Below are 18,581 nucleotides of genomic sequence, written 5' to 3' on the forward strand. Positions count from 1 at the left end.
GTCTGGGCAGGCGGTGGCCCAACCGGGACGGTCGGCCCGTCCGCCCTTGCGGGGCTACTCGGCCCTGTCGACCATTGCGAAGAGCTCTTCGTCGCTGGCGGAATCGAGGTCCTCGTCCAGCCCGGCCCCGGACAGCTCCAGGAGCCGCTGCAGCCGTTCGGTGATCTGCCACCGCATCGCGGCGTCCTCCCCGACACCACGGATGTGCTCCTCCAGCCCGTCCAGGAGTAGAAGCGCGTTGTCCGGCGCGGGCTTCTGTCGCGTGGTCTGGGTGATCTGGCTGATCCGGTCGGTCAGTTGCCCGTCGAGGTATCCGGCGAGCGCGCCGACCGAGGGGTAGTCGAAGACCACCGTGTTCGCCAACCGCAGCCCGCACAGCGCATTCACACGATTCCGCAGCTCCACCGCGCTCAGGGAGTCGAAGCCCAACTCCTGGAAGACTCGGTCGGCTTCGATCTCCTGCGGATCCTCGTGGCCGAGGATCTCGGCCACCGCTCCCCGTACCAGATCCACCACAGCCCGCTCCCGCTCGGTCCCGGAAAGGCCCGCCAACTGCGCAAGGAGCGGGGATGCCGCCCCGCCGTGCGGAGCCGTGTGCAGTGCGCCGGGCGTGGTGTCGGGTGTAGGGGTGTGTTGGTCGGCGAGCTGCTGGTCGAGGTGTCCGGCGAGCGCGCCGACCGAGGGGTAGTCGAAGACCACCGTGTTCGCCAACCGCAGCCCGCACAGCGCGTTCATACGATTCCGCAGCTCCACCGCGCTCAGGGAGTCGAAGCCCAACTCCTGGAACGCACGGTCGGCTTCGATCTCCTGCGGATCCTCGTGGCCGAGGATCCCAGCCGCCGCCGCCCGTACCAGATCCACCAGGAACCGCTCCCTCTCGTCGCCGGAAAGGCCGGCCAGCCGAGCGCCGAGCGACTCCGACTCCCCAGTAGCTTCGCCACCGGCCGGAGACCGGCGCTGCCGTGCCGCGGGCACCAGTCCGCGCAGCAGCGCAGGCACGTCCCCGCCCCGCGCACGCAACGCACCCGTGTCCACGCCCGTCAATGCCACCACCGGCTCGTCCGAGACCAGCGCCGCATCGAACAGCCCCATCGCCTCCGACGACGACAACGCCCGCAGGCCCATCCGGCCCAGCCGCCGACGATCCACCTCGCTCAGCTCACCGCTGATACCACTGGATTCCTCCCACAACCCCCATGCCAGCGACACGCCCGGCAACCCCTCAGCCCGCCGCTGCACCACGAGCCCGTCCAAGAACGCGTTCCCCGCCGCATAGTTCGCCTGACCCGCTGTCCCGAACAAGCCCGCCATCGACGAGTACAGAACAAACACAGAGAGGTCGAGGTCGCGGGTCAGCTCATGCAGGTTCCACGCCCCGTCCACCTTCGGCCGCAGCACCCGCTCCAACTGCCCCGCACTCATCTCGGACAACACGCCGTCCTCGACCACACCGGCTGTGTGCACCACACCGATCAGCGGACGATCCGCAGGCACCTGCGCCAACACCTCCGCCAGCGCCCCACGATCAGCCACATCACACGCTGCCACCGTCACACGCGCTCCGAGCTCCTCCAGCTCCCCACGCAGCTCCGACGCTCCGGCCGCGGCCCCACCGCTCCGGCTCACCAACAGCAAGTGCGACACCCCGTGTTCCCGCACCAGGTGCCGGGCGAGAATCCCGCCCAAAGTGCCCATCGCCCCTGTCACCAGAACCGTCCCAGTACCCCACGGCGGAGCCGAAGGCCCATGGGAACGTGCCAGACGTGCCAACCTCGGTGTCAACAAGGCTCCCCCACGCACAGCGACCTGCGAAGCCCCCGAACCCACAGCGGCCCGCAGCGCCTCCGCCACATCACCCGACGGCCCGACCCCGGCCGAGCCCTCCTCCATATCCACCAGAACAATCCGCCCCGGATACTCCGACTGCGCCGAACGCAACAACCCCCACACCGACGCACCTGCCAGATCCACCACCCCCTCCCCCTTCACCACGCCCAACGCACCCCGCGTCACCACCACCAACCGCGAACCCTCGAACCGCCCCTCCCCCAACCACTCACGCACCCGCTCCAAAACCCCGCCCACCACACCACGCACCCCACCAGCAACATCCGCTCCAGTGCTGTGCGGTACCTGGAGGACGCTGGTGCCGGCGGCCTCGGGCAAGCGGTCAGTGATGTACAGCAGCTCCTCGGGCTCCGCACCGGGCTCCGGAGCCGTGATCGGCTGCCACTCCAACACGTGCAGGGCGGAGTCCAGTCCGTCCAACTGGCCGGTGAACTGTTGCCTGGGCACCGGGCGCATCGTCATGGCCCGGGCTTCGCCTACGGGCAAGCCGTGCTGGTCGGCGAGCGCGATGGCGGTGCTGTCGCGGCCGGGTATCAGTCGTACGCGCAGGCGCGTGACAGCGTCGCGGTTCCAGAAGGCGGCACCCTGCCAGTCGAACGGCAGCCGAAGGAGTTCCTCGGCCTCGTCCCCCACGGACGTCCTGACCACGAGGGGCTGGATCGCGGCATCCAGCAACGCCGGATGTACGGCGAACTCGGCTGCCCTGTCGTGCAGGTGGCCGGGCAGCTCGACCTCGGCGTACAGCTCGTCTCCCCGCTGCCAGAGCCCGCTGAGCCCCTGGAACGCGGGGCCGTATTCGTAGCCGAGCTTGGCCAGGCGGGCGTAGGTGCCCTCCAGCGGGATCTCGGTGGCGTGCTGCGGCGGCCAGCTGCGCAGGGGCTCGAAGGTGTCTGGCGCTGGGAGGACAGCCGTCGGGGCGAGGCTGCCGCTCGTGTGCCGGGCCCACGTGGCGCTGTCCTCGGCGTCGGCCGGTTGTGCGTGGATGGAGAACGCCCGGCTGCCGTCCTGGTCAGGTGCCTGGACGATGATCTGGACCCGGACGGCCTCGCCCTTGAGCAGGCGCAGGGGCGCTTCCAACGTCAGCTGTTCCACCTGAGCCGCCCCGGTATGAGCGGCGGCCGCCGCGGCGAGTTCGAGGAACGCGGTCGCCGGAAGGATGACGTTGCCGTCGATCGTGTGGTCGACGAGCCAAGGGTGGGAATCCGAGGTGAGGCAGCCGCTGAAGACCGTCTCATCGCGGCCTGCGAGATCAACGACCGTGTCGAGCAGCGGGTGCTGAGACGTGTCGGGCCCGGCGGCGTGTCCGGCCGTCCGCCTTACGGAGGGCAGCCAGTAGCGGCTGTGCCGGAAGGCATAGGTGGGCAGGTCGACGCAGGACGCTCCGGGGAAGAAGGCGGCCAGGTCGACGTGCGCGCCACGGACATGGGCCTGTGCGAGGCCCGCGCAGAGCGCGTCGGTCTCAGGATGCCGAGCACGCAGCAGGGGCACGGCGGTCAGGGGGCCTTCGTCCTGCCGGTTCCGGATCATCCCGGTGAGTGCGGCGTCGGGACCGACTTCGAGGCAGAGGGTGACGCCTTCGTCCTCCAGGGTGCGTAGGGCGTCGTGGAAGCGGACCGTGTCCCGCAATTGTCCGACCCAGTACTCCGGTGACATCAACTCACCGGGACCGACCAGTGAGCCCGTGACCGTGGAGACAAGAGGAATGACCGGGTCCTTCAGCTCCAGACCGGCCACCACACCACGGAACTCCTCCAGCACCCCGTCCATATGCGGCGAGTGGAAAGCATGGCTCACCCGCAGCCGCGACGTACGCCGACCCCGCTCCCGCCACCGGGCCACCAACCCATCCAGCACCTCGACGTCACCCGAGACCACGACCGCCTCCGGACCGTTCACCGCAGCGACACCCACACCCTCCAGGCCCGCCAAGTCCTCGACAACCTGCCGCTCCGACGCAGCAACCGCGACCATCGCACCATCGCCACGAGCCGCACCCATCAACCGACCCCGCGCCACCACCAGCACCGCCGCATCCTCCAGCGACAACACCCCAGCGACATGAGCCGCGGCAATCTCACCGACCGAATGCCCCACCACGAAATCCGGCCGCACCCCCCAACCCTCCAACACCCGGAAGAGCGCCACCTCCACCGCGAACAAAGCCGGCTGCGTGAACTCCGTACGATCCAACAAACCCGCAGCCCCACCCCCCTCAACAGCAAACATCACCTCACGCAACGGACGCGGCAGCAGACCGTCCAACTGCCCGCACACCTCACCCAACACCTCCCCGAACACCCCAACCCGCTCAGCCAGTTCACGCCCCATCCCCAACCGCTGCGCACCCTGACCCGAGAACACGAACGCGGTGCTGACAGGCCCGGGCGCGTGGCCGGTGATCACGTCGGAGTGGGTGGTGCCATCGGCCAGGGCCTCCAGTCGTGCCAGAAAGTCGGCCGTGTTCCGGCCCAGGGCGACGGCCCGGTGCTCGAATGCGCTCCGGGTGGTGGCGAGCGAGTAGCCGATGTCGGCAGGAGACGGACCGGGGCGGGCGGCGCGGTCGAGCAGCCGCCGGGCTTGTGCGCGCAGACCGTCGGCCGTGCGGGCGGACAGTGCCCAGGGGAGGGGCATCCGCGCGCTGTCGGTCTCGTCCGCCGGTGCCGCCTCGGTCGTGTCGGGCTCGTCGGACCTCTTGGTGGACGGATGTGCGGCGCTCTTGGCCTCCTCCAGGATCACGTGGGCGTTGGTGCCGCTGATGCCAAAGGAGGAGACGGCGGCGCGGGCGGGTCGGTCACCAGTGCGCAGCCAGTCCCGTTCCTCGGTGAGGAGCTCCATGGAACCGGCGGTCCAGTCGACATGCGGGGTCGGCTCATCCACGTGCAGGGTGCGGGGCATCACACCGTGCCGCATCGCCTCCACCATCTTGATCACACCACCCACACCGGCCGCGGCCTGACTGTGGCCGATATTCGACTTGAGCGAGCCCAGATACAGGGGCCTGTCCTTCTCCCGGCCCTGGCCATAGGTCGCCAGCAGCGCCTGCGCCTCGATCGGATCACCCAGCCGGGTACCGGTGCCGTGCGCCTCCACCAGGTCGATCTCACCCGCCGCCAGACCCGCGTCCGCCAACGCCTCACGAATCACCCGCTCCTGCGACGGACCGTTCGGAGCGGTCAGACCGTTCGACGCACCATCCTGATTCACCGCCGAACCCCGCAACACCCCCAACACCTCATGCCCCAGACGCCGCGCATCCGACAAACGCTCGACGAGGAGCATTCCCGCCCCCTCGGCCCAACTGGTGCCGTCCGCGGCCGCCGCGAACGACTTGCACCGCCCGTCCTCGGCGAGACCCCGCTGCCGCGAGAACTCCACGAACATGCCGGGCGTCGCCATGACGGTCACGCCGCCGACCAGCGCCAGGCTGGACTCGTGCGTGCGCAGGGAGCGCATGGCGGTGTGCAGTGCCACGAGCGACGAGGAGCAGGCCGTGTCCACGGTGACGGCGGGTCCGGTCAGTCCGAGCTGGTAGGAGATGCGTCCGGAGATGACGCTGGCCGTGCTGCCGGTGAGTACGTGCCCTTCGATCTCCTGCGGGGCCTCGTGCATGCGGGGGCCGTAGTCGGGGGCCATAGCGCCGATGAACACGCCGGTGGGAGTTCCGTGGAGGACGCGCGGATCGAGCCTCGCCCGTTCGATGGCCTCCCAGGCGGTCTCCAGCATCAGCCGCTGTTGCGGGTCCATGGCCAGCGCGTCACGGGGCGAGATCCCGAAGAACGCGGCGTCGAAGTCGCCCACGTCGTGGAGGAATCCGCCGGCGTGCGTGTAGCTGCGCCCGGAGCGTTCCGGGTCCGGGTTGTAGAGGTCCCCGTCCCAGCCGCGGTCCGTGGGGAAGGAGGAGATGGCGTCGCGGCCCTCGGCCACGAGCTGCCACAGGTCCTCCGGGGATGTCACTCCCCCGGGATAGCGGCAAGCCATGCCGATGATGGCGATCGGCTCGTCCTTCCGGACGCGGCGGGGGGCCGGAGTAGAGGCTGTGGCCGAGCCCGCCGGTGCGTGGCTCCGCTTCCTGCTGACTCCGTTGCGCAGGTCCTCCAGGTGGCCCGCCACCGCTTCGGGGGTGGGGTGGTCGTACAGCAGGGTGGCGGGCAGATGCAGGCCGGTCGCCTCGGCGAGGCGGTTGCGCACCGCGAGGGCGGCCTGGGAGTCGAAGCCGAGGTCCTTGAACGACACGCTTTTCTCGGCGAGGCCGAGCCGCTCGTCGTCCAGGACGGCGGTGGCGTGGGCGAGGACGAGCCGTACCAGTTCCTTGCCGTCCCGCTGTGCGCCGGCCGAGGGGGCAGTGTCCGGGGCGGCGTCGGGGCGCGGTGCCTGCGCCCCGTGCCGGCCTCGCGGGAAGGCGTAGGAGGGCAGGTCGACGCGGAGCGCGCCGCTGCCGTCGAAGGTGTGCCGCCAGTTGACGGCCACTCCCTGTACGTAGGCCTCGGCCATGGAGGCCGTCAGCCTGCGCCAGGCGGGCTCGCCGTCCCGCAGGGACCCGATGACGGCGCACGACCTGTCCAGGTCCGCCGCGGCCCGCATCAGTTCGCCGGTGAGCATCGGATGATGGGAGATCTCCACGAAGACGGCGCCGCCGTCGTCCAGTACCGCGCGGGCGGCTTCCTGGAGGCCGTCGCCGGACACCAGGTGGCAGGGTACGGAGCCGTCGTCGGGCGACAGGTGCACCGGGTGCCAGGACGCGGAGGTGACCGCGCGCGCGGCGGCGCGCAACGAGAGGGCTCCCGCGATGCAGGCGGCGGCTTCGGCCCCGCCGGTCTTCGCCACGATCCGGTAGGGAGCCGCGCCGTAGGAGCGCCACACTTCGGCGAGCGACACCGCGTGTGCGAAGCGCACGGCCCGTGCGACGTCGGGGCGGGTGGCCACCGAGGGGCCGCCAGTGCCCCGGACCGCGTCCATGAGGCTCCAGTCGGTGAACTCGGCCATCGCGTCGGCGCATTCGGTCATGCGTGCCGCGAAGACCGGGCAGGCGTCCCACAGTTCGGCAACGGACTCCGCCAGTCGGGAACTGTCGGTGCTGTCCGAGGAGTCGGGGAAGACGAAGACGGTCCGCGCGCTGTCCGGCCCGCCGACAGGTCCAGCGAAGGTGAGTCCGTCGGCGATGTCCCGCAGCGAGGCCAGCAGTTCCTCGCGGCTGCTGCCGAGGGCGACGGCGCGGTGGGAGAAGACGGTGCGTCCGGTCGCCAGGGACCAGCCGATGTCCTCCGGGCGCACGGCCGGGTCGTCCTTGACCCGGGCGAGCAGCGCGGCGGCCTGGCGGCGCAGGGCCGCGGGGGTAGGGCCGGACAGTGGCCAGGGGATCACGGCGGGTGTGCTGCGGTCCGTGGTCGCAGCCTGGTCGGGTGCCGGAGCCTCCTCGACGATGAGGCCGATGGCCCGGCCGTCGCCGAGGGAGCCGGCGCCAACGGCCGTCGGACGGTCCGCATCATTGCGACGGGGCGCCAGTTCGGCGTGGCGCAGGCCCAGCAGCGCCTTGAGGAGGTCGGTGACACAGGCCCTGGTGTCGTCAAAGCTCCCCGCGCTGCCGGCGATCACACCATGGATGCGGTCGCCGTCAGCCAAGGCGAGGCTCAGGGGCTTGAGCACGACGACTCCGACGCCTTCGCCGCCGACGCCGTCAGGTGCGCAGGCGTCGTAGCCGGTGTGGGGCCCGCCGTCCGGTGACGGGAGCATGAGCGCCCCGGCCACGAGTGCGGTGGTGGTCTCGCCGCTGCGCAGGCTCTCACCGGCCCGGTCGAGGGCGGTCGACGAGGCGGGGAGGACCGGGTCAACGGTCAGGCTCGGGCCGGAGAGGCCCAGGGTGCGGGAGATCCGGTCCGCGGTCACATCCTGGGGCGCGTCGATGAACACCCCCGTCGGGGTGGTGCGCAGGGTGGCCGGGACGATGGCGGCGTCCTCCAGCGCTTCCCAGGCGAGCTCGAGCAGCAGCCGCTGATGCGGGCCGAGGGCCTCGGCCTCGCTCCGGGAGAGCCCGAAGATCTCCCCGTCGAACAGGTCAGGTCCGCCGGTACCATCGGCGTCCTCGCCCTTCTCAGGGCCCGCCGGAGAGGTGTCGCCGCTCACGAGGCGCCGGAAAGCCGTGAGGTCAGTCGCGTTCGGCGCCCAGCACGACATACCGACGACCGCGATTTTTCCAACCCGAAGTTCGCCGTCAGACGGTTCTTTAAACACCAATTTCTCCCACGGGATGAGGCTCTCCGAATAACTTTCTCCGCACCGACAGAGACCCTAATCAGGCGCAACCACATGCCGGTAATCATGTGTTCTGCCGCAGGTGAGAGCGCCCCATTACCGGGCGATGCCCGCGCTCGGCGGGGCTGCCCTCCTACCGATCGCGCACGTCAGGCGGGGTTGGCGCCCGATGAACGGAGGATGTGAAGCGTGCGTTATTTTCTACTCGCGCTTCAATAAGTAAGCGCGGGCAGAATGCATTCGACCCCGTCAAGTGAACTTCCCGTACCGGAAGGCGCGCGAGAAGAACATGGAATTCTCTGTACTGGGCCCTCTGCGCATGGCCGACAACGGACGGCCCTATACGCCAACCGCGCCGAAGCCACGTCAGCTGCTGGCCCTGATGCTCCTCAACGCGAACCAGGTAGTGTCCAACAGCACGTGCATTGAAGAGCTGTGGGAGGACTCCCCACCGAGCAGTGCGTTGTCCACGCTCCGCTCCTACGTCCTGCAGCTGCGCCACAGCCTGGGGAAGATGCCGCGGATCGGCGGCTTGATGACCGCCCGCCACGTGCTGGAGACGCGGCACGGCGGCTATCTGTTCGCCGTGGACGGCGACGCGCTGGACGTCGACCGGTTCACCGCGCTGGTCGGCGAGGGGCGCAGGGCACTCCACCAGGACGACGCGCTGGCTTCGTCGCGCTTCACCGAGGCGCTGCGGATCTGGCAGGGCACCGCGCTCTCCGACGTCCAGCAGGGTCCGGTGCTCCGCGCCCGTCTCGTGGGTCTCGAAGAGGAGCGCAGGAGCGTGCACGAGCAGCGGATCGACGCAGATCTGCGGCTGGGCAGGCACCAGGAACTGCTGGGCGAGCTGAGCCGGCTGACCGCCGAGTACCCGACGCACGAGAGCTTGCACGCCCGGTTCATGGTCGCGCTGTACCGCGCGGGTCGTCCCACACAGGCGCTCGATGTGCTGCAGCGGTTCCGCACGGTGCTCCGCGACGAGCTGGGCATGGAGCCGTCGTCGAGGATCCGCGGGCTGCACCAGGCGATCCTGCGCGGTGGCCCGGCCGTCGACATGCCGGGGCACGGGACCGCGTCGTCCACTGCCGGCGTCGAGGATCCGTACGTCTCTCGGACGCCGGCCGGTCCGCCGGGGCGGCCGACCGGCGCACTGCTGTCCGCGGGGCGGGCCACCGGGCTGTCTACGGGTTGTCCCACGAGGGGGTCCGTCGGATCTCCACCACGGCGCACGACCAGGTGAAACCGGCTCCGATGCCTGCCAGGAGGCAGCGCTGTCCCGGCTTGGCACTGCCCGACTCCGCGAGGTAGGCGAGGCCCGCGAACTGGTCGCCGGCGCCGAGATGTCCGACGGTCCTGCCCCAAGCCCAGGTGGTCACGTCCCGGTCGAGGTTCCACGGCCGCAGGAATGTCTGCGTGAGCCGACGCCGTCCGAAGTGCGGCAGCACGAACCAGTCGATGTCGGAGAGGTCACATCCGGCCTCGCTGAGCGCCCGCTTGAGCACCTCCGACTGGCCGGCCGTCACGCGGGCGACGCTGTAGGAGACGCCCACCTTGTCGATGAACGCCTGCTTGGTCGCCTCCAGGTCCATGGGCTGGCGGACCTCAAACGGCTCCGCCCCGAACGGGTCGTCGCCACGGTGCATCTCCTCCAGCTCCGGCTCGGAGACGGTGCACAGGCTGCGGAGCTGGGCGAAGCCGGGCCGGCGGGAGAGGACGAGCGCCGTGCCCGCGTCGCCGTACACGGTGCCGGGATCGCTGTGCCAGCGGTCGAAGCCTGGCGTGCAGAAACGGTCACCGGTGGTGAGCAAGGCCGAGCTGGTGCGCAGGCCGCTGCTGTTGAGCATGCCGGCCGCCAGTTCCATGGCCGCCATACCGCCGTTGGAGAGCTGACGCACCTCGATGGCAGGGCAGCGGTTGCCGACCGCTTCGCGCTGAATGTAGGAGACGGGGGCCCACAGGTCGTGGCCCTGGTAGTAGACGTCGGCGTGCAGGATCAGTTCGACGTCCAGGGGTACGGTCCCAGAGCGCCGCAGTGCCGTGCGTGCGGCCTCGGCGGCCATCTCCGGGCCTGTCGCGCCGTCCGAAACGGCGATCGACGCCAGGTCCGTGCGCCGTGCGAGCCGCTCGTCCAAATCACCACGTTCCACGGCATCCGCGACCGCGACCCGCCGGGGTATGTGGACGCCGACTCCGGTGATGTACAAGTCCTCGAACCTCATCAGCCCTGTCTCCCTTCTGTTCCCGAAGTCTCTAGGACCCAAAATCCAACGTCCGTCGGTCCACGGTGTGGTGACCGTGGACCGACGGACATGTTCGGATTTCGCGCGCTAAGCCGAGGAGGCGGATCGCGCCGTGTCGGCCGTAGAATTCATAGTGGCAGCCGAACATGGGATCGAGATGGAGGACAGATGGAGAATACGGCCCATCTTCCGGTAATTCGGCGGTAATCGACGCGAGTGCCGCGCGGGTGCTCAGGCGGTGGACGGCCGGGGTTAGCTTACTCCAATGGAACCTCAAGACCTGGAGATTCTCCGGACGTTTGTCAAGAACGAACTCGGCGGCGACAACACACAGTTGGACTCCATTTCGGAGAAACCTCTGCCACTGTATGAGGCTTTCCGTGCGACGGGGCTGGCCAACTGGTGGCTGCCCGCGGAGTTGGGAGGCCGGGGGGTCACCCTCGAGGACGGCGTCGAGATCGTCAACGAGATCGCGTACGGCGACGCCGGCGTGGCGTTCACGTTGTTCGTGTCCATCCTCGGCAGCAGCGTGGTGCAGCTGTACGGATCGGATGAGCTCAAGGACCGGTATCTGAAGCGCATGGCGGCCGGCGGCACGTTCAGCGCCGCGCTGGGAAGCGAACGCGACGCGGGAAGCGAGCTCAACAGGATCGGTACGGTTGCCGCGCGCGCCGGGAGCGATCTCGTGCTCACCGGTGAGAAGTTCTTCGCGACGAACGCCGACTTCGCCGACTTCCTGCTGGTCATCGCCAAGACCGCCGACGATCCGGACGACTACCTCGCAATTGTGGTCCCACGGGACGCGCCGGGAGTCAACATCATCAAGCGCTGGGACATCAACGGGCTGCGTGCCTCGCACACGTATCAGGTTTCGCTGGACAACTGCCGGGTGCCCGCCACCAACCAGCTGTCCGGCTCCGGGCTGCGGCTCCTGGAGACGGGGCTCAACGCCAGCCGGACGCTCATCGCGGCGACCGCGATCGGGGTCGCCAGGCGGATACGTGATCACTGCATGGACTACGCCAGGGAGAAGCACTTCCGCGGCGGCTACCTGCTGGAGAGCCCGGTCTTCGCGCAGAAGCTGGGGCAGATGGAAATGCAGATCGACGTCATGAAGAGCCACTGCCTGAAAGCCGCTCGCGAATACGACGAGATCATGACAGGGTCCGATGCCGCGAAGGTGTTCTCCAGAAAAGGAACGTTGAAGTCGGCGCTGACCGCGAAGATGTTCTGCGGCCAGGCAGGCTGGGACATCGCGAGTACCGGTTCCGAGATGTTCGGAGGACTCGGATACACGAGCGAGCTACCCATCGGGAAGCTGCTCAGGGACATGCGTTACGTCTCGATCGTCGAGGGCGGCGACGATGTTCTGCGCGAGTTGCTGTTCAGCCGCTACGTGATACCCGTTTCGCGTCGCTCGTGAAATCGGTCCGCCCGGTCCCCGGCTGCTCCGCCGGGGACCGGGGCCGGTTCTTGCCTCGGCCCTCAGAGGACCTTCTCCATGCCGCCGTCGATGAGGTAGTCCGCCCCCGTGATGTACGAGGCGGCGGACGAGCCGAGGAAGACGATCAGATTGGCGACCTCCTGCGCCGTGCCCCATCGCCCGGACGTGATGTGCGCCATCCCGGGGATCTCCCGCTCGAACTCTTCGAACGTCTCCATCCCCCATTCCTTGCTCAGCCGGGGTCCGTACTCGTCCCACAACGGCGTCGTGATCAGCCCGGGGGAGACCGAGTTCACCCGGATGCCCCGCGTACCGAGGTCGTCCGCCAGCCCCTTGGACCACGCCCGCAGGGCCGCCTTCGACGACGAGTAGAAGTACGGGCCCTGGCTCGGCCAGCGGCCGACGCTGGAGGCCACGTTCACCACGGCCTCCCGGAGCTGTGGCACCAGCGCCCGGGTCACCCGCACCGCCGAGTTCAGGTTGAGGTCGAAGCCGCGCTGCCAGACCTCGTCGGTAAGCCCGTCCAGGCCCGTGATCGGCATGCCCGCCAGCCCGCCGACCGCGTTGACCAGGAGGTCGACCCCTTCCGGGAACTCCTCGGACGCCCGCTGAGCCAGCAGCCGGGCACCCTCTTCTGTCGTCAGGTCGCCCTCGAAGGTCAGGGCGCCGCTCTCCTTGAGCTCCTTGGACACCTCCACATCCGCGCCCAGGACGCGCGCGCCCTCCGCCAGGCACGTGCGGACCACCGCGGCTCCGATGCCGCGGCCTGCCGCGGTGACCACAACCGACTTTCCTGCATATCCCAGATCCACGGCTCAATCTCCCTTATCAGTTTCTGAATTGCGGACTGTTCCGGAGCCGGTACGTGCCGGTTGACCGGACAGCGTTGCGAGTACGCGCTCTTGGACTGCGGGATCCATGAGCACGGTCGGTGGATCGAGCAGACCGAAGACCCTCAGGCAGCTGAGGGCCAGGGACCCGTCCCAGGTGGCCGCGATCTGCGTACGGCCCACGAGTTCCAGCGCCTGCAGCGTCTCCGGCGTCCGCTCGCCCGGAACTCCGGGGAAGCTGAGATCGCTGAGGAGCGTCATGCCCCAGACCGGGTCAACGACCTGCTCGGCGAGGCGCTGGAAGAACGCGCCCGCATCCGGCCCTTCCCCGTCCTCCCGCAGGTGTTCGCGGAGCGCCACGACCTGCATCGCGGCGAACGTCATCCCCTGCCCGTAACGGGGGTTGAGGCTGCACACGGCGTCGCCGAGCACCAGCAGCCCGCGGGGGAAGGAGCCCATCCGCTCGTAGCGGCGTCGCAGGCTGGCCGGGAACCGGTAGCGCCGCGCCTCGGTCAACGGCTCGGCGACCTCCAGGATCTCGTGGATGTCCGGAGCCGCCAAGGACTTGGCGAAGGTGTTGAAGCCCTCGACATCGGTCGGCGGATGATCCCCGAGCACGCCGTAGAGCGTCACCACGGCGCGGTCGCCCTCCACCTGCTGACACGACCCCCCGCGCGGAGAGTCCGGGGAGGCGACGATGTTGATGCAGACGTCTCCGGCGAAGGCGTCGGCGGGCGCCCGTACGAAGCGGGTGGCGTACCCGACATCGACCTTGAGCCGCTCCTCCTCGACCCGTCCGTGGCCGTGCTGCTCCAGCCACACGGGGGTGCGGGAGCCCCGGCCCGTGGTGTCCACGACGAGGTCGGCCGAGAGCTTCTCGGCCCCGTCGGGCCCCAAGAACACCCCGTCGACGACGCTCCCGTTCCCGGAGAAGGACAGGCCGGCGACGTCGCGTCCGCCGAGCAGTGTCACCCGCGGGAGCGCTTCGGCGCGGGCCCGCAGACGGCGCTCCCTGAATGGGCGGGAACTCACCACGGTGGTCAGCCCGGATGTGCCCTTGACCAGGGGGCGGCCGCCCACGATCCAGCGGACGTCCCCGGCGATGTCCCCAGCGTGGGCGCCGCCGGCGACCATCTCTTCGCCGATACCGGGGAAGAGCTCCTCCGCGATCTGGCAGCCGCGGGCCAGGAAGTCGTGCGCGTGTCCGCTCTGCGGAACCCCGCGCCGGTGCTCGGTGGCGGGATCGTCCCGCTCCACGACGGTCACCCGATCGTAGACGTCAGCCAGCACCCGGGCCGCGAAGAGACCGGCTGGCCCGGCCCCCAGAACGACCGCGTGGCCTTCTGCGCGAGATTTCATGGCGAGCCGCTCCTCGTAGTCGACGCACGGCCTTCCGAGTTTTCATGTAACTGTCGGAAGAACGCGGCCCAAAGTAACCCCACGCCGCTCACAGCACGCCCATCGCGTGAGCACAAGCGGCTGCACGCGCGGGATTACCGACGTATGACCGACCGCTGTTTCCCCGCCCACCGACTTTCCCTAGGCTCACGCAAGAGTGGTGGCACAGCGGGAGACGGGAGATCAGCCGCCTTCCCCACACCGGAGGAGAGGTCATGGAATCGGCACCTGTGGAAACCGAGCTCACCGAACCGTACTTGACTGCCGTGCTGTCGAGTTCGGGTCTTGGTGTCGAATACGTGAGAGCCGAACGAAACACGCTGTTCTACATCGACGCTGACGGTAAGGAAACTCCGGTCACCGACTACTGCGGTGGCTACGCGTCCCTGATCCTGGGCCACAACAATGCGGAGATCACGGCCCATGCGAAGTCGGTTCTGGACTCCGGGGCGCCGGTGTACACCCAGTTCTCACGCCACCCCGAGGCCAACCGGCTCGCGGTGAAGCTCAACGAGATCGTTGCGCGCGAGACCGGTGCCACCGAACCCTACTTCGCGCACTTCGCCAGCACGGGTGCCGAGGCGATCGAAACAGCCGTCAAGCACGCGGAGTTCGACCGGGTTCTGAAGGTATCGGCGCTGATGGCCGAGATCGAGGAGCACATCGGGCAGGCACGGATCTCGGTGCGGGAAGGCCGCCTCACGGTGGCGGACTCCGCCTACCGAAAGGCCGCCGGTTCGCCTCCCGAGGCCGCCGCGGGATCGCCGCAGGACGGTTTCGAGCACCTTGTCGACGTCGTCGCCCGCCGCAACGCCGAGGTGGCGGCGCACCCGCCGGTGCTGCTGGCGCTGGAGGGCTCGTTTCACGGGAAGCTGATGGGCAGCGTACAGCTCACCCACAACAGTGGGTTCCGGTCAGCGTTCGGCGGGCTGGGCGCTCAGGCGCGTTTCCTTCCCCTCGACCAGCCCGACGTGCTCGCGAAGAGCGTGGACGAGATACGGGCACAGGCGCGCGTCCTGGACGTGGTGGTCGCGGACGGGGTCGCCGACGTCGTGGAGCGCGACTTCCCCGTCTTCTGCGCCTTCCTGGTGGAGCCAATCCAGGGCGAGGGCGGTATCCGCGTCCTGGACCGGGCCGCCGCGGCGCACATTCAGCGCGTGTCCGCGGAGGCGGACTGCCCGCTGCTGATCGACGAAATCCAGACGGGCCTGGGCCGTACCGGTGCCTTCTTGGCCAGTTCACTGGTGGGGATGCGCGGTGACTACTACGTCCTGTCCAAGAGCCTGGGCGGCGGCATCGCCAAAAGCTCGGTCGTCCTGGTGCACCAGGGGCGCTACCGTCAGGAGTTCGAGCTGGTCCACAGCTCGACCTTCGCCAAGGACGGCTTCTCTACCGCCATCGCCCTCAAGGTGCTGGAGATGCTGGAGTCGGAGGACGGCGCCGCGTACCGGGAGGTCGTAGAACGTGGCGAGATGCTGCGCGCAGCACTCGACCGCGTGCGCGCCGACAATCCGGACATCGTCAAGGAAACGCGTGGCAAGGGTCTATTGCAAGGGTTGGAGTTCCATGACCAGTCCCGGTCCGGCTCCACGGTGATCAGCTCCGCCGCCGCGGGCGGGATTCTGGGATACGTCGCCGCCGGCTTCCTGCTGCGGGCGCACAGCATCCGGGTGCTGCCGACAGCCAGTGCCCCGAACACACTGCGGTTCGCCCCCTCCCTGTACCTGACCGAGGAGGAGACCGGCTGCCTGGAAGCAGGGCTGCGTGACCTTTGCGCCCTGCTGCGCGACCAGGATGAGCAGCGTCTGACGGGCTGACGACACAGGGCAACGCCTCCGCCCCTGCCGTCCCTGACACGCCGCCCGGGTTCTCCGTACCGGGCGGCGTGCCGCTGTGTGCACGGGGCTGATGAACGGGGCCTACAGCTCCTCTTGGTCACCCTCCATCGACGACGCCAAGCCTTCCATCGCGCCTCTCGCGCGGCGGCCTCCTGCGCTCGGACAGGGCACAGCGCCGTACGGATCTGCCTGCCTTGCGGCTGAGTGATGCACGCGGAGCCGTTGATGCCCTTCGTGGTCTGGGCTGGCACGTGGACAACGCGCTCTTCGACGGCGATCCTGCAACCCCGGTTTCCTTCACCGTCCCCGACTTGGCACACGAGACAGACCATCCTCTGCCCTTCGGGAAGAACGCGCGCTCGCGCGTGTTCGGATGGCCCACGCGAGCCCGGTCCGCCAAGCCGGTCGAGAAGCGCCCTCCCACCGAAGAGGAGAAGGCAGCGCAGCCGCCGAAGGCCGAGGACAGCGCCGTACCCGCTTCAACTCCGCAGTTCCAGTTCAGCGTTGACGTATGGACACAGGGGAAGGGCAAGGCTGCGCCCGCTCTGCTGCGGCACGTGGAGGCCGTCGAACACTGTGCTCGACGCGCTCTCCCTCAGGAGCGGGTTGCGGAGGCGTTCATGGCTCCCGCACGCCCCCAGTTCTTCTCCAAGAACACGAAGGCCGCCACCGTGGCCAGGTCGACGACGGCGAGTTCGGCGGCGATGCCACCGTACGGCAGCAGATGCGCGGTGTCGCAGGGGTAGCCGAGGCGGACGAGCGCGGCAACGGAGGCGAGCCCAGCTGCTCCAGCAGCGCGTCCACCGAGCGGCGTGCGGTCCTGGTCGCTTCGTCGCCCTCGGCGGGCCCCGGCTCGTGCGGCAGCGCCCGGGCGGCCGCCCCGAGCCGCATGTGGTGGTCCGGCGCCGTGTCCTCCGCGGCGACGATCACCTCCGCGCGACGGCCACCGGCGCCTTGCCGATCTGGATCACCACCCGCACCAGGTTCGGTCGGCACAGGTGCCCCACCATCGAACACTAGTGCTATCCAGCCACGGGTGGCGACGTTACCCAAGAGGAGAGCGGGAGCGCGGCATGGGGACGGCGCTGATAGCGGGACGGGTCACGACGGCGGCCGAGGGGGACACGGTGGGGCCGGGCCGCGCACCTGCACGGTCGTCCAATACGGGGAGTCGCGCGAGAAGCTGCTCGCCTACGCCTCGGCCCCACACCGGCAGCACCGCCGCCGCGCCGTGCCGCGGTGTGGTCCCGGCTCGCTGACCGCTTGGGTCAGCGAGCCGCCGGGCCGGTCGGCCGGCCGTTGCCAGGGGGCCGGCCGTGGACCGCCACCCGGTCCTCGGGGACTGCCGGACCGACGGACCGCCGCGTCGGGCCCGGCCGGTCCTCGCCCTCAGCTGGTCTTCGGCTTGGCTGCCGTCGTGGAGGCGGCCGCGCCGCCGGTGCCCGGCGTGCCCTCCTCCGGCTGCTCCTCGAAGTCCACCTGCTTCATGTGCTTGTTCATGGACTTCATCAGCAGCCACACGGCACCGCCGATGACCGCGAAGACGATGAAGCCCAGGACGCCGGGGGTCACCTTGTCCTTGTCGAAGCTGTCGGCAAGGGTGACGAAGTGCGTCAGGGCGAGGGTGCTGGTCGCGCTCATCATGGGCTCAATTGTTGCGGATGCCCGCGAAGAGGTCGTCCTCGGGGAGGGAAGTGTCGACGAGCGACTTGGCGAGCTCGTACTCCTCCGTCGGCCAGACCTCGCGCTGGATGTCCATCGGCACCCGGAACCAGCCGCCGTCCGGGTCGATCTGGGTGGCGTGGGCGATCAGCGCCTTGTCCCGGATCTCGAAGAACTCGTCGCAGGGAACGTACGTGGTCAGCGTGCGCTCGCGCTGCTCGAACTGCTTCCAGCGCTCCAGCCACTCGCCGTACGGCGATTCCATGCCGCGCGCCAGCAGCGCCTCGTGCAGGGCGATGGTGCGCGGCTTGTTGAAGCCCTGGTTGTAGTAGAGCTTCAGGGGCTGCCAGGGCTCGCCGGCCTCCGGGTACTTCTCCGGGTCGCCGGCCGCTTCGAAGGCCACCATCGTGATCTTGTGAGTCATGATGTGGTCCGGGTGCGGGTAGCCGCCGTTCTCGTCGTAGGTCGTGATGACCTGCGGCTTGAACTCCCGGATCAGCCTGACCAGCCGCCCGGCCGCCTCCTCGACGTCCTCCAGCGCGAAGCAGCCCTCGGGCAGCGGCGGCAGCGGGTCGCCCTCGGGCAGCCCGGAGTCGACGAAGCCCAGCCACTCCTGCTTGACGCCGAGGATCTCCCGGGCCTCGTCCATCTCCTTCTTGCGTACCTCGTGAATGTGCTCCTCGATGTACGGATCCCCCTGGAGCTTGGGGTTGAGGATGGAGCCCCGCTCCCCACCGGTGCAGGTGGCGACCAGCACGTCCACCCCCTCGAACACGTACTTGGCCATGGTGGCCGCACCCTTGCTCGACTCGTCGTCGGGGTGGGCATGGACCGCCATCAAACGCAGCTGCTCAGTCAAGACTCGATCCTCAGTTAAGGGCCGGAGAAGATGCCTCCTATAGTGACCGAAGCGAAGGGCGCTGTATTCCCTGAGCCGGAACCCCGGGATTCCTGACTCAGGTCCACCAGGCCCGCGCTTCGGATCCCCTTCCGATCCGCTTCCGATCCGCTTCCGATCCGCTTCACAGGCTGAGGTCCGCCTCGGCCCCCGGGCCCGGCTCAGGGACCC

The 18,581-nt window shown here is 69.2% G+C and carries 10 protein-coding genes; 4 read left to right on the plus strand and 6 right to left on the minus strand.

Translation table 11 applies throughout. The features are described 5' to 3' along the window. Positions 1-54: 54 nt before the first annotated feature. Positions 55-8,076, minus strand: a complete 8,022-nt coding sequence (locus ACFY12_RS03555) for an SDR family NAD(P)-dependent oxidoreductase (RefSeq protein ID WP_390714021.1) — start codon at positions 8,074-8,076, stop codon at positions 55-57. Positions 8,077-8,386: 310 nt separating this feature from the next. Here ACFY12_RS03555 and ACFY12_RS03560 point away from each other — a divergent pair, with 310 nt between their 5' ends. Then, positions 8,387-9,340, plus strand: coding sequence for a BTAD domain-containing putative transcriptional regulator (locus ACFY12_RS03560; protein WP_390714022.1), 954 nt, complete (start codon positions 8,387-8,389; stop codon positions 9,338-9,340). On the opposite strand, the gene ACFY12_RS03565 is transcribed toward ACFY12_RS03560, so the two are convergent. Continuing rightward, a complete protein-coding gene (locus tag ACFY12_RS03565; RefSeq protein ID WP_390714023.1) occupies positions 9,282-10,319 on the minus strand; it encodes a ketoacyl-ACP synthase III family protein in 1,038 nt (345 codons plus the stop codon). The two genes, ACFY12_RS03560 and ACFY12_RS03565, sit on opposite strands and share 59 nt — an antisense overlap. A gap of 286 nt (positions 10,320-10,605) precedes the next feature. Between ACFY12_RS03565 and ACFY12_RS03570 the strand changes: the two genes are divergently transcribed. Continuing rightward, positions 10,606-11,763, plus strand: coding sequence for an acyl-CoA dehydrogenase family protein (locus tag ACFY12_RS03570; protein ID WP_390714024.1), 1,158 nt, complete (start codon positions 10,606-10,608; stop codon positions 11,761-11,763). Between the two features lie 62 nt (positions 11,764-11,825). Here the strand turns inward: ACFY12_RS03570 and ACFY12_RS03575 are convergent, their stop codons facing one another. Next, the gene (locus ACFY12_RS03575; protein WP_390714025.1) at positions 11,826-12,596 is read right to left on the minus strand and encodes an SDR family NAD(P)-dependent oxidoreductase; all 771 of its coding nucleotides are present in this window, start codon (positions 12,594-12,596) and stop codon (positions 11,826-11,828) included. 3 nt (positions 12,597-12,599) lie between these two features. After that, entirely contained in the window at positions 12,600-13,973 is a 1,374-nt protein-coding gene (locus ACFY12_RS03580; protein WP_390714026.1) for an FAD-dependent oxidoreductase, read from the minus strand. 254 nt (positions 13,974-14,227) lie between these two features. On the opposite strand from ACFY12_RS03580, the gene ACFY12_RS03585 reads away from it, so the two are divergent. Both ACFY12_RS03585 and ACFY12_RS03590 read left to right on the plus strand, forming a co-directional pair. Further along, positions 14,228-15,829, plus strand: a complete 1,602-nt coding sequence (locus tag ACFY12_RS03585; RefSeq protein WP_390714027.1) for an aminotransferase class III-fold pyridoxal phosphate-dependent enzyme — start codon at positions 14,228-14,230, stop codon at positions 15,827-15,829. A 332-nt stretch (positions 15,830-16,161) separates the two neighbouring features. Next, entirely contained in the window at positions 16,162-16,596 is a 435-nt protein-coding gene (locus tag ACFY12_RS03590) for a hypothetical protein (protein WP_390714028.1), read from the plus strand. A 643-nt stretch (positions 16,597-17,239) separates the two neighbouring features. Here ACFY12_RS03590 and ACFY12_RS03595 read toward each other — a convergent pair. Both ACFY12_RS03595 and mca read right to left on the minus strand, forming a co-directional pair. Next, the gene (locus tag ACFY12_RS03595) at positions 17,240-17,494 is read right to left on the minus strand and encodes a hypothetical protein (protein ID WP_390714029.1); all 255 of its coding nucleotides are present in this window, start codon (positions 17,492-17,494) and stop codon (positions 17,240-17,242) included. A gap of 4 nt (positions 17,495-17,498) precedes the next feature. Beyond that, on the minus strand, positions 17,499-18,371 hold the full coding sequence (gene mca / locus ACFY12_RS03600; RefSeq protein ID WP_390714030.1) for a mycothiol conjugate amidase Mca: 873 nt from the start codon (positions 18,369-18,371) through the stop codon (positions 17,499-17,501). Positions 18,372-18,581 lie beyond the last annotated feature (210 nt).

This window comes from Streptomyces sp. NPDC001339 (assembly GCF_042895955.1).
GTDB lineage: Bacteria > Actinomycetota > Actinomycetes > Streptomycetales > Streptomycetaceae > Streptomyces.